Here is a 16,813-nt window from a genome sequence, read left to right on the forward strand (position 1 = left end):
TAGCCTGTGCTCGATGCTCGTCAATTCCCAATTAACCTTGCGCGGCAGATACTGGCTCCATCAACCACACGGAGGTCAGGATGGACAACACGAAAAACACGGCATTGGTACTGGGCGCCACGGGCGGCATCGGCGGCGAGATGGTGCGCCAGCTCCTGGCGGCGGGCTGGCGGGTACGCGCCCTGACGCGGGGCGAGACGCCGTCGCCACGCGGCGATCACGTCGAATGGCTGCGCGGCGATGCGCTGTCGCGCGCGGACGTGCTGGCGGCCGCGAAAGGCTGCGCCGTCATCGTGCACGCCGTCAACCCGCCCGGCTACCGCCACTGGGGCCGGCTGGTGCTGCCCATGCTGGACAACACCATCGCCGCGGCGATTGCCGAAAACGCCACCATCGTGCTGCCTGGCACCGTGTACAACTTCGGCCCCGACGCCTTTCCTGTATTGACAGAAGACGCGCAGCAGCGCCCGCTCACGCGCAAGGGCGCCATCCGCGTGGCGCTGGAAGCACGGCTGGAATGGGCCAGCACCCAGGGCGCCAGGGTGCTGATCGTGCGCGCGGGCGACTTCTTCGGCCCCCGCGCCGGCAATAACTGGTTTTCGCAGGGGCTGGTGAAACCGGGCCAGAGCGTGCGCAGCATCCTGTATCCGGGCGCGCCCGGCGTGGGCCACCAGTGGTCCTACCTGCCCGACGTGGCGCGCACGATGGTGCGATTGCTGGCCATGCGCGCTACCTTGCCCGCCTTTGCGCGCTTTCACATGGCCGGCCACTGGGACCACGACGGCCGGCAAATGACGGGCGCGATTGCCCGCGCGGTGGAACAGGCGACCGGCGCGCCACCTGTCATCCGGCGTTTTCCGTGGTGGCTGGTGGCGCTGGCGTCACCGTTCGTGGCGACCCTGCGCGAAATGCGCGAGATGCGCTATCTGTGGCAAACGCCCCTGTCCATGGACAATGCGCGGCTGCTGGCCGTGCTGGGCCAGGAAGCGCATACGCCGCTCGACGAGGCGGTGCGGGCGACACTGGAGGGCATGGGCAATCTGAAGGCGGCAGGCAAAAAAAATGCGCCGGGATTGCCGGCGCGCTGACTGCAGGTACTGCGGCACAGATTATTTCTGTGCCAGTACCCATTTGACCAGGGTGTGGGCTTCAGCATCGCTCACTTGCGGGTTCGCTGGCATCGGGATCGCGCCCCAGGTGCCGGAACCGCCCTTCATGACTTTCGCCACGAGCTTGGCTTCCGCGTCTTTCTGGCCAGCGTACTTGGCTGCCACGTCCTTGAACGCAGGGCCCACCAGTTTCGTGCTCACCGCGTGGCACGCCATGCAGTTTTTTGCTTTCGCCAGGTCCGGATTGGCCAACGCTGCTTGCGATGCCAGAGCCGATACGGTCAATACACTCACCAACATAAAACGTTTCATTGTCTTTTCTCCAAAGTTACTTCCTGCGGCATTTTACTGTGTTTCCGCAGATGCACCACGAGCCCAGATCAAGCGTTTCAATGTAGTAACGCAATGTAGACGGGAGGCAGTCATATTCTGCCCCATCTGCGCGCCCATGACCATGTTGTTTGTAAGGCGATGTAACGACAGCCGGCCCCGCGCAGCAGATCGGGGCCGGCTGTCTTACCTGCGCAACAGTATTCAACACCTGGCAAAACCGTAGCGAGCGGCAGCGAGTTGTGGCTGAGAAGCGCAGCTGTGCGGATGCACAGTGAGCATCGCAGGCCGCAAATCGCGACGCGCAGTAGGTTTTGCCTGGTGTGGTCAGCGCTTCTTCAGTTGGGAGAGGTCGCGCACGGCGCCCCGGTCGGCCGACGTCGTCAGCGCCGCATACGCCTGCAGCGCCTGCGACACGTAGCGGTCGCGGTTGACGGGCAGCCATGCCGCATCGCCCTTCGCTTCCATGGCGGCGCGGCGCGCGGCCAGTTCGGCATCCGTCACGCGCAGGTTGATCGTGCGCTCGGGGATGTCGATATCGATGAAGTCGCCCTCTTCCACCAGGCCGATGGCGCCGCCTTCGGCCGCTTCCGGCGAGGCGTGGCCGATCACCAGGCCCGAGGAGCCGCCCGAGAAGCGCCCGTCCGTGAACAACGCGCACGCCTTGCCCAGGCCCTTGGACTTGATGTAGGAGGTCGGGTACAGCATTTCCTGCATGCCGGGGCCGCCTTTCGGGCCTTCATAGCGGATGATGACGACGTCGCCCTCATGCACGGTGTCTTCCAGGATGGCTGCGACGGCCGCGTCCTGGCTTTCGAACACGCGCGCCTTGCCCGAGAATTTCAAAATGCTTTCATCGACGCCCGCCGTCTTGACGATGCAGCCCTTTTCCGCCAGGTTGCCGTACAAGACGGCCAGGCCGCCATCCTGCGAGTAAGCGTGAGCCTTGTCGCGGATGCAGCCCGTGCTGCGGTCCGTATCGACGGCAGCGAAGCGCTCCGACTGCGAGAACGCCGTCTGCGTCGGCACGCCGCCCGGCGCGGCGCGGAACAGTTCATGCACGGCCGGATTGTCCGTGCACATGATGTCGTTTTGCGCGATGGCGTCGGCCAGGGTCGGCGCGTGGATCGTCGGCAGGGTCGTGTTGAGCAGGCCGGCGCGCGCCAGTTCGCCCAGGATGCCCACGATGCCGCCCGCGCGGTGCACGTCTTCGATATGGTATTTGTCCGTCATCGGCGCCACCTTGCACAGGCATGGCACCTTGCGCGAAATGCGGTCGATGTCGGCCATCGTGAATGCCACTTCCGCCTCGTGCGCGGCGGCCAGCAGGTGCAGCACGGTATTCGTCGAGCCGCCCATGGAAACGTCGAGCGCCATGGCGTTTTCAAACGCGGCCTTGGTGGCGATCGAGCGTGGCAGCACGCTGTAATCGTCCTGCTCGTAGTGGCGCTTGGCCAGTTCGACGATCAGGCGGCCCGCACGCAGGAACAGTTGCTGACGGTCCGAGTGCGTGGCCAGGATGGTGCCGTTGCCGGGCAGGGCCAGGCCCAGCGCCTCGGTCAGGCAATTCATCGAGTTGGCCGTAAACATGCCGGAGCAGGAACCGCAGGTCGGACAGGCCGAGCGCTCGATTTCCGCCACGTCGGCGTCGGACACCGTGCTGTCGCCCGCCTTGATCATGGCGTCGACCAGGTCCAGCTTGATGATCTTCTGCGTGCCGTTGACCACCTTGACGACCTTGCCCGCTTCCATCGGCCCGCCGGAAATAAACACGACGGGGATATTGATGCGCATGGCGGCCATCAGCATGCCCGGCGTGATCTTGTCGCAGTTCGAGATGCAGACCATGGCGTCGGCGCAGTGGGCGTTGACCATGTATTCGACGGAGTCGGCGATCAGGTCGCGCGACGGCAGCGAATACAGCATGCCGCCGTGGCCCATGGCGATGCCGTCATCGACGGCGATGGTGTTGAATTCCTTGGCCACGCCGCCGGCCGCTTCGATCTCGCGCGCCACCATCTGGCCCAGGTCTTTCAGGTGCACGTGGCCGGGTACGAACTGGGTAAACGAGTTGACCACAGCGATGATCGGCTTGTCGAAGTCGCCATCCTTCATGCCTGTGGCGCGCCACAGGGCGCGGGCGCCAGCCATGTTGCGGCCGTGGGTGGTGGTGCGGGAGCGGTATTGCGGCATGATGGACCTTCCAAAAGTGTTGGTGCCTGACTGTGCGGGCTTACAGAAAAATTCGCAGTAAAACCCTGCATGCAGTGGGGGTACGTCAGATTGCCTTGCGCGCGTCCCACTGTCAAATATATGATGCACGTGTCTGTGAGTCGTTTTATGTATCACAGCATCCCATCAGCATGGAAATGCATATGAATCTTGAACTACGACAACTTCGCTATTTCGTCACCGTGGCCGAGGAATTGCACTTCGGCCGCGCCGCCGCGCGCCTGCACATGACGCAGCCGCCCCTGTCGCAAACCATCATGGCCCTGGAAGACTTGCTGGGCGCGCCTCTGTTCGTGCGCACGCGCCGCGAAGTGCAGCTGACGCCGGCCGGCACGGCCCTGCTGCCCGAGGCGCGCCGGCTGCTGGCGCAGGCGCAAGACTTGCCCGCGCTGGTGCAACGGGCCGCGCAGGGCGAGGCGGGGCGCCTGAGCCTGGCGTTTGTTTCCTCGGCCGACTACAGCGTGCTGCCGCCGCTGCTGCGCGCGTATCAGACGGCTTATCCGCAAGTACAGATCCAGTTGCAGGAGGCCACGTCCGACCTGCAGCTGGACGAATTGCTGGCCGGGCGCACGGATGCGGGCCTGTTGATCCCGCCCCTGCCCGAGAAGGCGAAGGGGGAACTCGATTACCTGCCCGTGCTGGCCGAACCGCTGGTGCTGGCCGCGCCGTCCGGCCTCGACATCTTGAACACGCCGGGACCCGTGCGCCTGCGCGACGTGCCGCCCCTGCCCTTGATCATTTTCCCGCGCGCGATCTCGCCGGCCCTGCACGACGCCATCCTCGGCGTGTTCCGCGCGGCCGGCATCACGCCGCAGATCGGCCAGGAAGCGATCCAGATGCAAACCATCGTCAGCCTCGTCTCGGCTGGCATGGGCATCGCGCTTGTGCCACAATCGGTATCGAATCTGATGCGCCCGGGCGTAGAATACAGGCCGCTGCAGGACGCCACGCCGCTGGTGGAAACGGGCCTGGCCTGGCGCCGCGACAATCCGTCCGCCGTGCTGCAAGGTTTCCTGGCGCTGCTGCGCAAGCAGATCGGCGGTACTGCCAGTTAAATTAAGTGGCCGCTAAGGCAAAAAAACGCAAGCGCCCCCATACTACGCAACCTTAGCTTTAAACAAAGAAAGAAACCCCATGCTGATACACCCGATGCCCGACCCGATAGCCATCCAGATCGGCCCGCTCGCCGTGCACTGGTACGGCCTGATGTATGTGCTGGCCTTCGCCCTGTTCATTATCCTGGGCCGCGTGCGCATCAAGCAGCCGCATATCGCCGTGCTGGGCTGGAAGAAGGAAGACCTCGACGACATGCTGTTCTACGGCATGCTGGGCGTGGTGATCGGCGGTCGCCTGGGCGAAGTGCTGTTCTACCGCCCCGAATACTTCCTGCACAATCCGCTCGAGATCTTCATGGTGTGGCATGGCGGCATGTCCTTCCACGGCGGCTTCCTCGGCGTTATCCTGGCCATGTACCTGTGGAGCCGCAAGGCGGGCCGGAACCTGTTCGACGTGCTCGACTTCATCGCGCCGCTGGTGCCGCTCGGCTACGCGGCCGGCCGCCTGGGCAACTTCATCAATGCCGAACTGCCGGGCCGCATCGCCCCGGACACCCTGCCATGGGCCATGCAATGGCCGGGCATCCCGTATCCCGTGCACCCGTCGCCGATCTACCAGATGCTGGTCGACGGCATCCTGGTGTTCATCATCCTGTGGCTGTATGCGCGCAAGCAGCGCCCGCGCATGGCCGTCGGCGCCATGTTCACCCTGCTGTACGGCTGCGCGCGCTTCTTCACGGAATACTTCCGCACGCCGGACTGGGAAGTCGTGTGGCTGGGCGTGCCGATCACCTCGGGCCAGATGCTGTCCCTGCCGATGATCGTCGGCGCCATCGCGCTGCTGGTGTGGGCGTATCAAAGCCAGGTGATGGGCACGCCGCCCACCAAGGCCCGCCCCGCAAACACGTAAAACCGCTGTTCCCCCGATGGCGCGCCAGGCAGGCGCGCCATCCCCCTCCCCCGGCAACCTTTCCCTCAAAGCAGCACAATTTCCTTGCGGAATGAATCTTCGCTTGCGATAGCGCAATGATCGCTTTACCCTGCAGCAAGAGCAGGGCATGCAATCATGCTGTGTTGGCAATTCGAGCGGGGAGTCCCATCCATGCAGTATGCGAGGAAGACCACGACATTCTGGCTGGCGCTGGCGGGCGGCTACGTGCTGGCGCAGCTGGCCTTGACGGCCTGGGCCGGGACGCGCGGCCCCGCCGTGAGCTACCTGTTCGGCGTGACGGCGCCACTGCTGGCGCTGGCCGCCTGCTGCCGCAACGCCAGCCTGAGCGCACCCGGCGTCGTGCGCACGGGCTGGGGCCTGTTTGCGGCCGCCATGCTGTTCTGGAGCGTGGGCATGGCCCTTTCCGCCTGGCAAGACCTGAGCGGCCACGTGGCGTCCGACACGACGTATTTCTCCGATTTTGCCTATTTCATGTATGGCGCGCCCTTGCTGCTGGCCATTTCCTCCGTCAGCGACCGCCACCCTTCGCGCACCCTGCAATGGCTGGACGCCGTGCAAGTGCTGCTGGCGGCCTACCTGACCTACACGGCCATCTTTTCCGTCTCGCCCTTCGACCAGCGCTCGATCGCGCCGATACCCGCCAGCCTGCTGGTGACGACGTACAACGTGGAAAACCTCGTCCTGGCCTGTTGCGCCTCGCTGCGCCTGCTGGCGCACCGCCGCGATGGCGCACAAGGGCGCTTCTACCTTCTGCTGAGTGTGTTCCTGTGGTGCTACGCCGCCTGCGCGGGCGCCTATAATTACCTGACCCTGCACGCGCTGGCCGAATCCGGTCCCAGCGAGATACTGCCCAGCATGCCTTTCCTGCTGCTGGCGGTGCTGGCCATGCGCGTGCCGCCGGGCGAGGAAGAGGCGCGGCCGCCGCGGCCGTTGACCTTGCTGATTGACAACTTCAGCCCCATCTTCTTCACGGCAGCCCTGCTGGGACTGGGCTTCGTCGTGCTGCGCGAGCATTTCTACCTGGCGGCCAGCGCCCTGTTTGTCGCGCTGACGGTGCACGCGCTGCGCTCGGCCACCCTGCAAAGCCGCTACATGCAAAGCGAACTGGCCTTGCGCGCGGCGCATGACAAGCTGGAAAAGCTGTCGCTGACGGATGGCTTGACGGGCATCGCCAACCGGCGCTGCTTCGACCAGACCCTGCAGCTGGAGTGGCAACGGGCCGCGCGCAACCAGCAAGCGCTGGCGCTGCTGATCATCGATATCGATTTCTTCAAAAGCCTCAACGATACCTTCGGCCACCCGTATGGCGACGCGTGCCTGGTGCAGATTGCGGCGGCCCTGCATTCCGCGCTGCCGCGCGCCAGCGACCTGGCGGCCCGCTTCGGCGGCGAAGAGTTTGCCGCCATCCTGCCCGCCACCGATGGCGCGGGCGCCCTGGCGGTGGCGCAGAAGATGCAGGAAGCGATCGCCGCGGCCGCCATCGCCCACGCGCCGTCGCGCGGCGGCCTGGTCACGGCCAGCATCGGCCTGGCCTTGAGTGACGCAGGACAAACGCCGGAAGCATTGCTGGCCGCCGCCGACCAGGCCCTGTACCGGGCCAAGCAAAATGGCCGCAACCGGGTCGAAGTCCAGGCCTAAACTAGGCTTTCAGCTTGCCGGTAATGACTTTCCATTGCGCCGGCGTCACGGGCGTGATCGACAGCCGGCTGCCCTTCTTCAGCAGCAGCATGTCTTCCAGCTCCGGCATCTGGCGCATCTCGGACAGGGGCAGCAGCGCCGTCTTCTTCAGGCCGCGCACGTCGACGCTGATCCAGCGCGGCTGTTCCGGCGTCGCCTTGGCATCGAAATATTTGCCGCCCGCTTCAAACTGGCTGTGATCGGGATACGCGCCGCTGGCCACTTCGGCCACGCCCGCCACGCCCGGCTGCGGACAGCTGGAATGGTAGAACAGCACGCCATCGCCCGGCTGCATGCCATCGCGCATGAAGTTGCGCGCCTGGTAGTTGCGCACGCCAAACCACGGCATGGTGTGCTGCGGCGCGGCCATCAGGTCGTCGATGCTCACTTCATCGGGTTCGGATTTCATCAGCCAGTATTGTTTCATGTTCACTCCCTATCAAAAGCAACAGGCGTAAAAAAACGGCTGAGCATGATGCTGCAACCGTTTTCTTGGTACTGCAAATTGGGCCCCGCCTGTGCCGCTATGCCGGCATCCCGAACCAAACGGTTCAAGGTGGTCACGTTAGTTCAATTTCGGGTTCGTCGAACGAGCGACGCTCACTCCCATCAAACAAAATTCGCAACCGATGCGCATAAATGGTTCAAGGAATATATGGCAATCGCGAACACCGCAGGGTAGACCCAAGTTTACTCCTTTGATCGCGCATCGCAAAGACAAATCGTCGCGTACGCGCTTAAAAAAGGTTTTCCTGGGGCGTCAGAGCACTATCCAGGACCGTGTGCATGGCCGAGATTTTCTGCTTCACTTCCAGTATCGTCAATTCCGACAGCGGACCTTGCGGCGACTTCACGGACAGGAATTCCGCAGCCACGCCCAGGGCGGCCAGCACGGCGATGCGGTCGTTGCCCTTGACCTTGCCCGCGTCGCGGATGGCTTTCATTTTGCTATCGAGATAGATCGCCGCTTCGCGCAGCGCGCGCTCTTCGCCGTCGCGGCACACCATGCTGTAGGACTGGCCCATGATATTGACATCGACACGCGGCATTACGCTTCCTTCTCGTTCTCGGCAATATAGGCGCCCGCTTCCGAAGCGGCTTGCTCCAGGCCAGCTTGCACCAGTTCGGGAATTTTTTCCAGCAACGCTTCCACCCGCTCCTGCGCCTCGCGCATGCGTTGCACGTACAGGGCGTTGTCGGCGGCCAGCGCGGCATTGTCCTTGCGCAATTGCGCGTTTTCACGGCGCAGCGCATGGGTCATTTCGGCCAGCAGGCCTATTTTGTCGGATAATTCGTTGAATTCGGAAATCATCCCGCCACTATAGGGCGGACGCTCCATGGGCGTCAATCGAATCACGCCGCTGTCACACATATTTACATCAATGCAGGGCAGTTGGCGGACAATACACGCTTTTTCCGGCGCTTTTCGCCATCTGCACGCATCCGCCAGCGCCGCGATGGCGGCGTTTTACTCGTCGACGTAATCGGGTTCGATATCCAGTCCGCCATAGCGGTTTTCGCAAGAGCGGCGCGTCAGCGTCTGTTGTCCACCCTTGCCGTCAAGCACCATCGTCAAGTCGCGGCAAGTACTGCGGTAGCTGCCAGGTTTGGCGTCCGTTCCCGAGGGCGTCAGGCGCACTGCCAGCGGCACCGCATTGCCCAGGCCCTTGTTGCTCCACTGGCGCGTCTTGCCATCCTCTTCATCCTTCAAGGTGCGCACGGCAGCCGTCAGCAAGGCTTTCTGTTCCTTCGCATTCAGCTTGGCGATGGTCACGTCGGACAGGAATGGCGGATACACGACGGGCGCCGGATCCTTGCCCTGCACATCCCAGTTGCCGCTGTTTTGCGAACAGGTGCGGCGGCTCAGGTCCTGCGACTTGCCGGCCGCCGTGACGACGAATTTCAGGTCGCGGCAGACGTGCGCCTTCAGGCTGTGCTCCGTCATGCCGGAGTTGCTGAAGTTATACGTGACTTTCACCAGCACGCCGCGGTCGCCGCCGTTATCCCACACATGGGCCTCTTGGTCGTCGTCATCCTTGTTCAAGTCGTTGAACAAGTCATTGAGCAGCATGTTCTTTTCCAGCGGGGTCAGGGCCGCCACGGTGATTTCATCGACGATGGTGGGCGTTTGCGCGGCGGCATTGCCCAGGCAGGTGAGGCCGATGACGGTGACGCCCAGCAGGCGCAGGGCGGGACGGGAAAGCGGGAATGGCATGGTGTTCTTTCTGGCGCGAGCGGTGATATGTGGCGATATTGATATGCAATTGCAATCATCTTATCAAATTTCATAGTCAAACTCTGTTTCCTGTGCATACAGGAACACCCCCTCTCCGAACGACATGCTAGAGTCGCGCCTGTTGCTGACGCCCGGGAACGAGGCTTGTGCTGGCGCAAACCCTGTGTAGATGCAGGCTCTGCTCAGCATCTATCTATATGTTCCCCTTGAATAAGCCCTTGAAGTTGACCCTTAGCGTCCCTATAATTAGCACTCGTTAGTAGAGAGTGCTAACAAACTCTTTCGTAGCAATCCTCAGGACATGATGGTGCATGCCGGACAACAGCAGGGAACGCTACGCGGCGGGCGACGCCGCGATGCCACCACTGCCCAGCGCCGGCACGCACTCGATGCCATGGGGTTTGCTTGACCGTTGCGGGCTGCTTTCAACGGCGGTCACTGAAAGCAGGCCTGGCGCTGCGCCAGGCATGTATTCATTTAGCAACACTTATCCATTGAACTTTAAGGAGTTTTGTATGAATCTGCGCCCATTGAACGATCGCGTCATCGTCAAACGCCTCGACCAGGAAACCAAAACTGCGTCCGGCCTCATCATTCCTGATGCAGCTGCTGAAAAACCGGATCAAGGCGAAGTCCTTGCCGTAGGCAATGGCAAGATTCTCGACGACGGCAAAGTCCGTCCTCTGGATGTCAAAGTGGGCGACCGCGTCCTGTTCGGCAAGTACGCCGGCCAAACCGTCAAAGTTGACGGCGATGAGCTGCTGGTCATGCGCGAAGAAGACATCATGGCGATCGTCGTCAAGTAATTGTTTCCACGTTGTAGACAGATACATCCCGAAACTCAGGAGAATTGAACATGGCAGCTAAAGAAGTAGTATTCGGCGACGCAGCGCGCGCCAAGATGGTCGAAGGCGTCAACATCCTCGCCAACGCAGTCAAAGTAACGCTGGGCCCGAAAGGCCGCAACGTGGTCCTGGAGCGCTCGTTCGGCGCCCCTACCGTCACCAAGGATGGTGTGTCGGTAGCGAAAGAAGTTGAACTCAAAGACAAGCTCATGAACATGGGCGCACAAATGGTCAAGGAAGTTGCTTCCCGCACCAGCGACAACGCCGGCGACGGCACCACCACCGCTACCGTGCTGGCACAAGCCATCGTGCGCGAAGGCATGAAGTTCGTTGCCGCCGGCATGAACCCGATGGACCTGAAGCGCGGTATCGACAAGGCTGTTGCAGCCACCGTCGAAGAACTGGCGAAAATCGCCCGTCCTTGCACCACGACCAAGGAAATCGCCCAGGTTGGCGCGATCTCGGCGAACTCGGACTACTCGATCGGCGAGCGTATCGCTGAAGCGATGGAAAAAGTCGGCAAAGAAGGCGTCATCACCGTAGAAGACGGCAAGTCGCTGAACGACGAGCTGGACATCGTTGAAGGCATGCAGTTCGACCGCGGCTACCTGTCGCCATACTTCATCAACAACCCAGAGAAACAAGTTGCCGTACTGGACAGCCCATTCGTCCTGCTGTGCGACAAGAAAATCTCGAACATCCGTGACCTGCTGCCGGTACTGGAACAAGTCGCAAAAGCTGGCCGTCCACTGCTGATCATCGCGGAAGACATCGAAGGCGAAGCGCTGGCGACCCTGGTTGTGAACAACATCCGCGGCATCCTGAAAACCTGCGCAGTGAAAGCCCCTGGCTTCGGCGACCGCCGCAAAGCCATGCTGGAAGACATCGCTGTCCTGACCGGCGGCCAAGTGATCGCTGAAGAAGTCGGCCTGACCCTGGAAAAAGTGACCCTGGCCGAACTGGGCCAAGCGAAACGCATCGAAGTGGGCAAGGAAAACACCATCGTTATCGATGGCGCCGGCGAAGCTGCCTCGATCGAAGCACGCGTAAAACAAGTGCGCGTACAGATCGAAGAAGCGACCTCGGACTACGACCGTGAAAAACTGCAAGAGCGCGTCGCCAAACTGGCTGGCGGCGTTGCCGTGATCAAGGTTGGCGCAGCCACCGAAGTCGAAATGAAAGAGAAAAAAGCCCGCGTTGAAGATGCACTGCACGCAACCCGCGCTGCCGTGGAAGAAGGCATCGTGCCTGGCGGCGGCGTAGCCCTGCTGCGCGCACGCGCCAACATCACGGTCAAGGGCGACAATCCTGATCAAGACGCTGGTATCAAGATCGTCCTGCGCGCAATGGAAGAGCCACTGCGCATGATCGTGCAAAACGCTGGCGAAGAAGCTTCGGTCGTCGTGGCAGCCGTACTGGCTGGCTCGGGCAACTACGGCTACAACGCTGCCAACGGCACATATGGCGACATGGTTGAAATGGGCGTCCTGGACCCAGCCAAAGTGACCCGTTCGGCGCTGCAAAACGCCGCTTCGATCGCTTCGCTGATGCTGACGACCGACTGCATGGTCTGCGAAATCGCTGACGACAAAGCAGGCGGCGGCATGGGCGGCGGCATGGGTGGTATGGGCGGCATGGGCGGCATGGACGGCATGATGTAATGTCCGGCGGCCAGTCGCGCAGGCGACGGCGCGACTGGCCGCATACGCAGGGACAGGGCTGGCAGACCAAAAGCTGCCAGCGCCTCCCGGCGGCCCCGAAAGCCACCTTCTACGGAAGGTGGCTTTTTTTCGCCTGGTGATTTGGCAAACCCGTTTCGCAAACCCGTATGGCAAGCCCGGCGATTGCCGGCCTGCGCGTTTTGCTTTAGCATGGCCGCCATCGTCCCTCTTTCTCACGCTCACCATCATGCCGCCACGCGCCTCCTCTTCCAAAACCACCATCATCGCCGGCATCCTGGCCGGCTTGCTGGCCGCCGGGCTCGGCGCGTTCTACCTGCACCAGCAATCCGCGCCGCAGGCAGACAATGCCCCCGCCGCGAGCAGCCAGACGGCGGCGCCGGAGCAGAACGCGCGCGCCATCGATGCCTTGATGGCTTTGCCGGAAATCAAGGCCTGGTCAGCGCATATCGAAAAGGCATCGGGCGGCCGCGCCCATGGCGCCGTGATGGAAACGTCGCCCGAGACGCGCCTCGTCGATGGCGTCGCCTGTTATCAGCTGAGCTTTTTCGAAAGCACGCCCGATGCGGCGCACCGGTGGGAGAGTTTCGTCGTTTCGCCCGACGGCAAGCGCATCCTCGTCGACGACATCGTCAGCGCTGAGCTGATCAGCCTGGAACAATGGCGCAAGGACAATGCGCCCATGCAGCGCGTCGCCACGCAATAACGCCCCTGCGCCGGCTGCGGGCGCGATGGCCAGGGACGCTTGCCTTGCAGCGCAAGCTTTACTTTCTGGCATCGAAGCCCGATACTCGCCCACATGCCAGCCATCACTGTCCGTCCCCTCGCGCCAGACGACGTTGCCGCCTACCGCGCGCTGCGCCTGGCCGGCATCGCCGAACTGCCCGCCGCCTTCTGCACCACGCATGCGGCGGAAAGCGGCTTGCCGCTGGCACAGATAGCCCAGCGCTTGCGCGCCACTTCCAACCAAATAATATTTGGCGCTTTCGACGAGGAACAATTGATCGCGCTGGCCGGCCTGCGCCGCGAACCGATTGCCGTCGTGCATGACAAGGCCAGCCTGTGGGGCGTGTACGTGGCGCCGCAGGCGCGCGGACGCGGCGCGGGACGGCAACTGGTGCAGGCCGCCATCACCCATGCCTGCGCCATTCCCGAACTGGGCCGCGTGCGCCTGGCCGTGGCGCAGGACAACCACGCGGCATTGACCCTGTACCTCGGTTGCGGTTTTACCCTGGAAGACTGTCCCGCATCGGATGGCATGCTGCAAATGCAGCTGTGGCTGCCCCGCCCGGCGCGTGCAAGTGCCGAAAGTAATGTCTTTATGAAAATCAATACCTTACAAATCTCTGCGAAATAGCGGACAGGCCGTTTTTTCTGTTGCAAGCAAACGCGGCAGGCCTTAGCATCGCGGCTTACAAAAAAAACTTGGGGGAGAGCCAATGTCATCGGCCGAGACACAAACCGCCACGGGCAAAATGCCGCGGCAAATACCGTACATCATCGCCAACGAAGGCTGCGAACGCTTCAGCTTCTATGGCATGCGCAACATCCTGACGCCATTCCTCATCAGCACCTTGCTGCTGATGATCCCGATCGACCAGCGCACGGGCGAAGCCAAGCACGTCTTCCACACCTTCGTCATCGGCGTGTACTTCTTCCCGCTGCTGGGCGGCTGGCTGGCCGACCGCTTCTTTGGCAAGTACAACACCATCTTCTGGCTCAGCCTCGTGTATTGCGCCGGCCATGCCTGCCTGGCCCTGTTTGAAAACAGCGTCAACGGCTTCTATTTCGGCCTGTTCCTGATCGCCTTCGGTTCCGGGGGCATCAAGCCGCTGGTGGCATCGTTTGTCGGCGACCAGTTCGACCAGACCAACAAGCACAAGGCCAAGCTGGTATTCGACCTGTTCTACTGGATCATCAACTTCGGCTCCTTCTTCGCTTCGCTGCTGATGCCGATGTTCCTGCGCGACTTCGGCCCGTCGATCGCCTTCGGCATCCCCGGCCTGATGATGCTGGCCGCCACCATCGTCTTCTGGATGGGCGCCAAGAAATACGTGCACGTGCCGCCGGCGCCGCCGAATCCCGATTCGTTCACCCGCGTGGCCCGCACGGCCCTGCTGGCCCGTGTCGACGGCGGTTCGCGTCCCGGCCTGTATGTGGCCTACGTCGGCGTGATCGGCGCCCTGTATGCGTTCTACAGCATTCCCGAATGGGGCTTCGTGATTGCCGCGTGTACCGCGCTGGTATTGCTGCTGGCCTTCGGCAGCATCGGCACGGCCATGCAGCTGGAACGCGCACGCGGCATCCACCCTGACGAAGCCGTCGAAGGCGTACGCGCCGTGTTGCGCATCCTCGTCATCTTCGCCCTCGTCACGCCGTTCTTCTCGCTGTTCGACCAGAAGGCCTCGACGTGGATCGTGCAGGCGAACACCATGGAAAAACCAAGCTGGTTCCTGCCGGCGCAGATGCAGGCGCTGAACCCGATGCTGGTGATGCTCCTGATCCCGTTCAACAACCTGGTGCTGTACCCGATGCTGAACCGCTTCGGCCTGGAAGCGACGGCCCTGCGCCGCATGACGGCCGGTATCGGCTTTTCCTCGCTGGCGTGGATCGTCATCGGTCTGCTGCAGCTGGCCCTCGACAGCGGCAACGCCGTCTCCATCATGTGGCAGATCCTGCCGTATGCCTTGCTGACGTTCGGCGAAGTGCTGGTCTCGGCCACGGGCCTGGAGTTCGCGTACAGCCAGGCGCCCGTGTCCATGAAGGGCGCCATCATGAGCTTCTGGAACCTGTCGACCACGGTGGGCAACCTGTGGGTGCTGATCGTCAACCGCAGCGTCATGAACGAAGGCGTGATCGGCAAGATCGCCGAGAGCGGCATCAGCGTGACAGCCTTCCAGATGTTCTTCTTCGCCGCCTTCGCCGCCGTCGCCATGCTGGCCTTCGGTCTGTATGCAAAGCGCTACAAGATGGTGGACAACTACCGCCAGGCGGTCATCCCGGCGAAAGCCTGATGCCGGTTTGATGTAACGCAAAAGGGCGCCCGAGGGCGCCCTTTTTTTACGTCGTCACCGTCGGCCCATCGCGCCCCGTGCGCGAGCGGATCTGCGCCACTGTTTCCGCCACGGCGATCAGCCCCGCCAGCGCTTGCTGGGTCGGCAAGTCATGCTGCGCCGGATCGGCTGCGTAGCGCTCCAGGTACAGGCGCAGGGTAGCGCCTTCGGTGCCCGTGCCGGACAGGCGCAGCACGATGCGCGCGCCGTCCGTCATGACGATGCGGATGCCCTGCTGCGCCGCCACGGAGCCATCGACGGGGTCCGTGTAGCTGAAATCGTCGGCCAGCGCCACCGTGTAGCCATCGAACACCTGGCCCGGCAAGGCGACCAGCTGGCCGCGCACGGCGTCCATCAGCTGCGCCGCGCCGGCACTGTCGATGTCTTCGTAATCGTGGCGCGAGTAATAGTTGCGGCCATAGACGGCCCAGTGCGCGCGCACGATCTCTTCCACCGATTGCTTTTTCTCAGCCAGCAGGTTGAGCCAGAACAGCACGGCCCACAGGCCATCCTTTTCGCGCACGTGGTTCGAGCCCGTGCCGTAGCTTTCTTCGCCGCACAGGGTGGCCAGGCCCGCGTCGAGCAGGGTGCCGAAGAACTTCCAGCCCGTCGGCGTCTCGTGGCACGGTATGCCCAGCGCGCTGGCGACCCGGTCGGCCGCGCCCGACGTGGGCATGGAGCGGGCGATGCCTTTCAGCCCGGCGCGGTAGCCGGGCGCCACGGTGGCGTTGGCGGCCAGGATGGCCAGGCTGTCCGAGGGCGTCACGTCGAAGCGGCGGCCGACGATCATGTTGCGGTCGCCATCGCCGTCCGAGGCGGCGCCGAAGTCGGGCCCATCGTCGGCCGCCATGATGGCGATCAATTCCTGCGCGTTGACGGGATTCGGGTCCGGGTGGCCGCCGCCGAAGTCTTCCAGGGGCACGCCGTTGATGACGCTGCCCTTGGGCGCGCCCAGCATGCCTTCCAGGATGGCCGTCGCATACGGGCCGGAAACGGCGTGCATGCCGTCAAAGCAGATGCGCAAGCCGCCCGCGAACAGGGCGCGGATGGCGTCGAAGTCGAACAGCTGCTGCATCAGTTCCGCGTAATCGAGCACCGGATCGATCACCTCGACCGTCATCTGCTCGATGCGCACCACTCCCAGGGTATCGAGGTCGATGTCGGCAGCGTCGCTGATGCGGTATTCGGTGATCGTTTGCGTGCGCGCAAACATGGCCTCGGTGACTTTTTCGGGCGCCGGGCCGCCATTGGCGATGTTGTACTTGATGCCGAAATCGCCATCGGGGCCGCCCGGGTTATGGCTGGCCGACAGGATCAGGCCGCCGCTGGCGCCATGCTTGCGGATCACGCAGCTGACGGCCGGCGTCGACAGGATGCCGCCTTGCCCCAGCAGCACGCGCGCGTAGCCGTGCGCGGCCGCCATGCGCAGCACCGTCTGGATGGCCGCGCGGTTGTAATAACGGCCGTCGCCGCCCAGCACCAGGGTCTGGCCGCGGCAGTCGCCCAGCGTGTCAAAAACGCTCTGCACGAAATTTTCCAGGTATTGCGGTGCGCTGAAGACAGCCACCTTCTTGCGCAAGCCCGAAGTGCCGGGCCGCTGGCCGGCTATCGGCGCCGTATTGATGATTTGTATAGCCATCTTGCC

16 protein-coding genes and 1 other RNA gene are annotated in these 16,813 nt (G+C 63.0%); 9 read left to right on the forward strand and 8 right to left on the reverse strand.

All coding sequences use genetic code 11. The annotated features are described in order from the left end of the window. Positions 1-80: 80 nt before the first annotated feature. Entirely contained in the window at positions 81-1,088 is a 1,008-nt protein-coding gene (locus OX460_RS11740; protein ID WP_251350651.1) for an NAD-dependent epimerase/dehydratase family protein, read from the forward strand. A 21-nt stretch (positions 1,089-1,109) separates the two neighbouring features. Here the strand turns inward: OX460_RS11740 and OX460_RS11745 are convergent, their stop codons facing one another. Together OX460_RS11745 and ilvD are read right to left on the reverse strand one after the other, a co-directional pair. Further along, on the reverse strand, positions 1,110-1,421 hold the full coding sequence (locus OX460_RS11745) for a c-type cytochrome (protein ID WP_099666767.1): 312 nt from the start codon (positions 1,419-1,421) through the stop codon (positions 1,110-1,112). A gap of 345 nt (positions 1,422-1,766) precedes the next feature. Then, positions 1,767-3,632 carry a dihydroxy-acid dehydratase gene (gene ilvD, locus OX460_RS11750; protein WP_289898712.1) on the reverse strand — a complete coding sequence of 622 codons (1,866 nt, stop codon included), beginning with the start codon at positions 3,630-3,632 and terminating at the stop codon, positions 1,767-1,769. A gap of 182 nt (positions 3,633-3,814) precedes the next feature. Between ilvD and OX460_RS11755 the strand changes: the two genes are divergently transcribed. The 3 genes from OX460_RS11755 to OX460_RS11765 all read left to right on the forward strand — a co-directional run bounded on the left by OX460_RS11755 (position 3,815) and on the right by OX460_RS11765 (position 7,316). After that, positions 3,815-4,726: a LysR family transcriptional regulator gene (locus OX460_RS11755; RefSeq protein WP_289898713.1), complete on the forward strand. Its 912-nt coding sequence runs from the start codon at positions 3,815-3,817 to the stop codon at positions 4,724-4,726. A 79-nt stretch (positions 4,727-4,805) separates the two neighbouring features. Then, positions 4,806-5,636 carry a prolipoprotein diacylglyceryl transferase gene (gene lgt / locus OX460_RS11760; RefSeq protein WP_289898714.1) on the forward strand — a complete coding sequence of 277 codons (831 nt, stop codon included), beginning with the start codon at positions 4,806-4,808 and terminating at the stop codon, positions 5,634-5,636. 192 nt (positions 5,637-5,828) lie between these two features. Beyond that, entirely contained in the window at positions 5,829-7,316 is a 1,488-nt protein-coding gene (locus OX460_RS11765; protein ID WP_289898715.1) for a diguanylate cyclase, read from the forward strand. 1 nt (position 7,317) lies between these two features. On the opposite strand, the gene OX460_RS11770 is transcribed toward OX460_RS11765, so the two are convergent. The 5 genes from OX460_RS11770 to OX460_RS11790 all read right to left on the reverse strand — a co-directional run bounded on the left by OX460_RS11770 (position 7,318) and on the right by OX460_RS11790 (position 9,570). Further along, positions 7,318-7,782, reverse strand: a complete 465-nt coding sequence (locus OX460_RS11770) for an EVE domain-containing protein (RefSeq protein ID WP_099666763.1) — start codon at positions 7,780-7,782, stop codon at positions 7,318-7,320. A 78-nt stretch (positions 7,783-7,860) separates the two neighbouring features. Continuing rightward, positions 7,861-8,038: non-coding RNA, 6S RNA (gene ssrS, locus OX460_RS11775), on the reverse strand. 54 nt (positions 8,039-8,092) lie between these two features. Then, the gene (locus OX460_RS11780; RefSeq protein WP_034747344.1) at positions 8,093-8,404 is read right to left on the reverse strand and encodes a cell division protein ZapA; all 312 of its coding nucleotides are present in this window, start codon (positions 8,402-8,404) and stop codon (positions 8,093-8,095) included. Beyond that, positions 8,404-8,694: a DUF904 domain-containing protein gene (locus OX460_RS11785; RefSeq protein WP_306558416.1), complete on the reverse strand. Its 291-nt coding sequence runs from the start codon at positions 8,692-8,694 to the stop codon at positions 8,404-8,406. Before OX460_RS11785 ends, OX460_RS11780 begins: the two co-directional genes overlap by 1 nt. Before the next feature lie 129 nt (positions 8,695-8,823). Then, the gene (locus tag OX460_RS11790) at positions 8,824-9,570 is read right to left on the reverse strand and encodes a hypothetical protein (RefSeq protein ID WP_289898716.1); all 747 of its coding nucleotides are present in this window, start codon (positions 9,568-9,570) and stop codon (positions 8,824-8,826) included. 536 nt (positions 9,571-10,106) lie between these two features. Between OX460_RS11790 and groES the strand changes: the two genes are divergently transcribed. From groES to OX460_RS11815, 5 genes are all read left to right on the forward strand, one after another. After that, positions 10,107-10,397: a co-chaperone GroES gene (groES, locus tag OX460_RS11795; protein WP_010400979.1), complete on the forward strand. Its 291-nt coding sequence runs from the start codon at positions 10,107-10,109 to the stop codon at positions 10,395-10,397. 50 nt (positions 10,398-10,447) lie between these two features. Further along, the gene (gene groL, locus OX460_RS11800; protein ID WP_034786546.1) at positions 10,448-12,097 is read left to right on the forward strand and encodes a chaperonin GroEL; all 1,650 of its coding nucleotides are present in this window, start codon (positions 10,448-10,450) and stop codon (positions 12,095-12,097) included. A gap of 247 nt (positions 12,098-12,344) precedes the next feature. Then, complete coding sequence (locus tag OX460_RS11805; RefSeq protein WP_251350640.1) at positions 12,345-12,821, forward strand: hypothetical protein; 477 nt, start codon at positions 12,345-12,347, stop codon at positions 12,819-12,821. A gap of 93 nt (positions 12,822-12,914) precedes the next feature. Continuing rightward, a complete protein-coding gene (locus OX460_RS11810) occupies positions 12,915-13,472 on the forward strand; it encodes a GNAT family N-acetyltransferase (RefSeq protein WP_251350638.1) in 558 nt (185 codons plus the stop codon). 82 nt (positions 13,473-13,554) lie between these two features. Continuing rightward, on the forward strand, positions 13,555-15,129 hold the full coding sequence (locus OX460_RS11815) for an oligopeptide:H+ symporter (protein WP_077408069.1): 1,575 nt from the start codon (positions 13,555-13,557) through the stop codon (positions 15,127-15,129). 46 nt (positions 15,130-15,175) lie between these two features. Here OX460_RS11815 and OX460_RS11820 read toward each other — a convergent pair whose 3' ends face one another. Further along, positions 15,176-16,807, reverse strand: coding sequence for an alpha-D-glucose phosphate-specific phosphoglucomutase (locus tag OX460_RS11820; RefSeq protein ID WP_289898717.1), 1,632 nt, complete (start codon positions 16,805-16,807; stop codon positions 15,176-15,178). Between the last annotated feature and the right edge of the window lie 6 nt (positions 16,808-16,813).

The sequence above is a fragment of the Janthinobacterium sp. SUN033 genome (assembly GCF_030397595.1).
In the GTDB taxonomy this organism is placed as follows: domain Bacteria; phylum Pseudomonadota; class Gammaproteobacteria; order Burkholderiales; family Burkholderiaceae_D; genus Janthinobacterium; species Janthinobacterium kumbetense.